Raw genomic sequence first — 3,702 nt, forward strand, 5'->3', positions numbered from 1 at the left:
GAGGCGGCTCCGGACGCGCGGAGGCGAAGCAAGTCGGCGGTGGTCAATCCGAGCAAGCCGCAGAAGCCGGCCTTGAGCGCGCTGCGGCGAGAGACGCCATTGCAGGTCTGCGACCAAAGGCCGTTCTGGAGATGGAGCATACGAGTGATAGTAAACGCGTGCCGTTACGATCGGGCAAGTCGTTTTTGCCGGATCGCGCGACATTCTGCGCGAATTGCAGGGTGAATCGTGCCTGACCGGTGAGTTGGACCCGGCGACGAGGATGCGCGGTCAGGCGAGGATGCCCTTCACCAGTTCGCCGTGGACGTCCGTGAGGCGGAAGTTGCGGCCTTGGAATTTGTAGGTCAGCCGCTCGTGGTCAATGCCGAGCAGGTGCAGGAGCGTGGCCTGGAAGTCGTGAACGTGGACGGGGTCTTTCGCGACGTTCATCGCGAGGTCGTCGGATTCGCCGTGGGTGATGCCGGGCTTGATGCCGCCGCCCGCGGCCCAAAGGGTGAAGGCATACGGATGATGGTCGCGGCCCCAGCGTTTGCGGTCCTTGATGTCGCCCTGGATAAATGGCGTGCGGCCGAATTCGCCGCCCCAGATGACGAGCGTGTCGTCCAGCAGGCCGCGTTGCTTGAGGTCGCGCAGGAGGCCGGCGGAGGGCTGGTCGGTGTCGCGGCACTGGTTGTAGAGTTCGGTGGTGATGCTGTTGTGCTGGTCCCAGCCGGCGTGCATGAGTTGCACGAAGCGAACGCCGCGTTCGACGAGGCGGCGGGCGAGCAGGCAGTTGTGCGCAAACGTGCCTCTTTGTGTGGCGTCGGGGCCGTAGAGGTCGAGGACGTGGCGCGGTTCGGTGGAGAGGTCGGTGAGTTCCGGGACGCTCGACTGCATCTTGAAGGCCATCTCGTATTGGGCGATGCGCGTGGTGATCTCGGGGTCGCCGAATTCGCGGAGCTTCATCTCGTTGAGGCGCGCGAGGTCGTCGAGCATGCCGCGGCGGACTTCGCGGCTCATGCCGTCGGGGTTGCCGAGGTAGAGGACGGGTTCGCCGCTGCCGCGAAACTTCACCCCGGCGAAACGCGTCGGCAGAAAGCCCGAGCCCCAGTAAAAGTCGTAGAAGATCTGGCCGCACGTTGTGCCCTTGCTCACGGAGGTCATCACGACGAAGGAGGGAAGGCTGTCGGTCGCGCTGCCGAGGCCGTAGCTGAGCCACGCCCCGACCGTGGGGCGTCCGGGGTTTTCGGCGCCGGAAAGGAGGAAGGAAATGGCGGGGGCATGGTTGACCTGAGTGGTGTGCATGCTCTTGATGAAGCACACGTCGTCGGCGACCTGCGCCGTGTGCGGCATCAGCGCGCTGACCCACGCCCCGGATCGGCCGTGCTGCTTGAAAGGCTCGACCGGCGCGAGCATGAGCTTGCCGGTGGGCGAGCCGGTCATCGTGCTGAAGCGCTTGCCCGCAACGTAGTCCTCGGGCACGGGCTTGCCGTGGAGTTCCTGAAGCTTGGGCTTGTAGTCGAACAAATCCACATGGGTGGGTGCGCCGTTTTGAAAGAGATAGATGACGCGCTTGGCCTTGGGTGCGAAGTGTGGAAGGTCGGGCAGCCCTCCGAATCGCGACGGTGGCGCGGCGGGCCCGCGCCGCTCCGCAGCGGAAGCGGGCTGGAGCAGCGACGCGAGCGCGGCGACGCCGACGCCCGTGGCGCCGCGGCCGAAGAAGTGCCGGCGGGTGAGCGAGGCTTGGTGCCCGGCGAGGATCACGCGCCTTTCGTAGCGCAGTTTCACGGGAGCCGCAATCCATCTTCGATGCGCGCACCGGGTGGTTTGACACGCAAGGCGGCGCCGGTATAGTTCCGCGCCTTTTATGGACCGTAATCCGCATGTAGCCGTGGTTGGTGCGACGGGTGCCGTCGGCGTCGAGATGATCAAGACCCTGGAAAAGCGCGCCTTTCCCGTCGGGACGTTGACGTTGCTCGCATCGGCGCGCTCCGTGGGGAGGAAGCTGCGCTTTCGGGGCGAGGAGATTGCGGTGAAGGAACTCACGAGAGACTCGTTCGCTGGGATTGAAATCGCGCTGTTCAGCGCGGGCGGCGGCATCTCGAAGGCATTCGCACCCATCGCAGTGAAGGAGGGCTGCGTGGTAGTGGACAACTCGAGCGCGTTCCGAATGGACCCGGAGGTGCCGCTCGTGGTGCCGGAGATCAATGCGGCGGATGTTCGTGGCCACAAGGGAATCCTGGCGAACCCGAATTGCACGACGGCGATCACGCTCGTGGCGCTTTACCCGTTGCACAAGGCGTTCGGTGTGACCCGGATTTTTGCCTCGAGCTACCAGGCTGTGTCGGGCACCGGCGCCAAGGCCATTGAGGAATTGGAACGGCAGGTCGGCGAGATCGTAGGTTCCAAACCCGTGACGAAGGGGGTTTATCCGCATCAGATCGCCTTCAACGTGCTGCCTCACGTGGATTCATTCCTGCCATCGGGTTACACCAGGGAGGAAATGAAAATGGAGAACGAAGGGCGCAAGATCATGCATCATCCGGCCTTCCGGGCGAGTGTCACTTGCGTGCGGGTGCCCGTTTATCGCGCGCATTCCGTGGCTGTGAGCGCGGAGTTCGAGCGACCTGTCTCGGTCGAAGCGGCACGGTCGGTGCTCGCGAGTGCGCCGGGGCTGGATGTCGTGGACGATCCGGAAAAGCGCGAGTATCCGATGCCGTTGCATGTCGCCGAGAAGTATCATTGTCAGGTCGGCCGAATCCGGAAGGACTGCGCGCTCGACAACGGCTTGTGCTTTTGGGTGGTGGGCGACCAACTTCTCAAGGGCGCTGCACTGAACGCAGTTCAGATCGCAGAGGAACTGATTCCGAAGCGGTAAGTCGTGCCCGGTCTGTGATGCACGACTTCGGCCACAGCGGGATTCTCATCGCGTGGGGACTTCACCCATCCAAAGCGCGTCGCTTCGCACTTCTGTGAGCCATGCACGGTGGATTTCCCCGGAATCGGAAGGATCCGCTCATGGATGGTTCGGTCCACGTGTCTCGTAGCTCGCGCCACTTCAACGGCATGCAAAAGTGGCAGTTACCGGGATCGGTCCTCGTACCACCCAGCCGTGGAGATCGAACAATCGGTTTGACCGTGGCACCCGCCATGCTAAACTGATCGCACGGTTGGCGAGCAGGCAATAACGTGGACAAAGACCAAACTCATCATAAACCCGCCTCTCGCCGGTTCACGGCCGCACGCAGAGAAAGGCAAACACCATGAAGACCAACATCCGCAATTCCCAAGGGGGCTTCACGCTCGTGGAAATCATGATCGTCGTGGCCATCATCGGCCTGCTCGCCGCGATCGCGATCCCGAACTTCGTGAAGGCCCGCACGACGGCCCAGCAGAATAGTTGCATCGCGAACCTCAAGCAGATCGACGGCGCAAAGGACCAGTGGGCGCTCGAACAAAAGAAGGGCGCCGACGCCAAATGGATGTTAGATGACGTGAAAGTGTATCTCAGGGGATCGCTGATGCCCGCCTGCCCTTCCGGTGGCAAATACACAGAAGGCGCGAACGTCGGCGCGAGTCCGACCTGTAACATCCCCGGCCACACCCTCTAGGTTGCTGACTCATTCCCTTCAGGGGGCTTGGGGCAAAGTGGCTCCAAGCCCCTCTTCATTTTCCAACCCGACGCGCGTCACAATTACTGCACCCCGGACGCGTCGATCGGAT

General features: G+C 63.0%; 3 protein-coding genes. 2 read left to right on the plus strand and 1 reads right to left on the minus strand.

The annotated features are described in order from the left end of the window. Positions 1-270: 270 nt before the first annotated feature. Positions 271-1,743, minus strand: a complete 1,473-nt coding sequence (locus FJ386_15240; protein MBM3878041.1) for a DUF1501 domain-containing protein — start codon at positions 1,741-1,743, stop codon at positions 271-273. Positions 1,744-1,846: 103 nt separating this feature from the next. Here FJ386_15240 and FJ386_15245 point away from each other — a divergent pair, with 103 nt between their 5' ends. Then, positions 1,847-2,857: an aspartate-semialdehyde dehydrogenase gene (locus FJ386_15245; GenBank protein MBM3878042.1), complete on the plus strand. Its 1,011-nt coding sequence runs from the start codon at positions 1,847-1,849 to the stop codon at positions 2,855-2,857. A gap of 385 nt (positions 2,858-3,242) precedes the next feature. Continuing rightward, positions 3,243-3,590: a prepilin-type N-terminal cleavage/methylation domain-containing protein gene (locus FJ386_15250; protein MBM3878043.1), complete on the plus strand. Its 348-nt coding sequence runs from the start codon at positions 3,243-3,245 to the stop codon at positions 3,588-3,590. The last annotated feature ends 112 nt before the right edge of the window (positions 3,591-3,702 follow it).

The organism is Verrucomicrobiota bacterium (genome assembly GCA_016871675.1).
GTDB lineage: Bacteria > Verrucomicrobiota > Verrucomicrobiia > Limisphaerales > VHCN01 > VHCN01.

What these genes read in the sequence shown, in the direction of transcription:
- FJ386_15245 (MBM3878042.1), top strand. Translation starts at nt 1,847, where the DNA reads ATGGACCGTAATCCGCATGTAGCCGTGGTTGGTGCGACGGGTGCCGTC.
- FJ386_15250 (MBM3878043.1), top strand. Translation starts at nt 3,243, where the DNA reads ATGAAGACCAACATCCGCAATTCCCAAGGGGGCTTCACGCTCGTGGAA.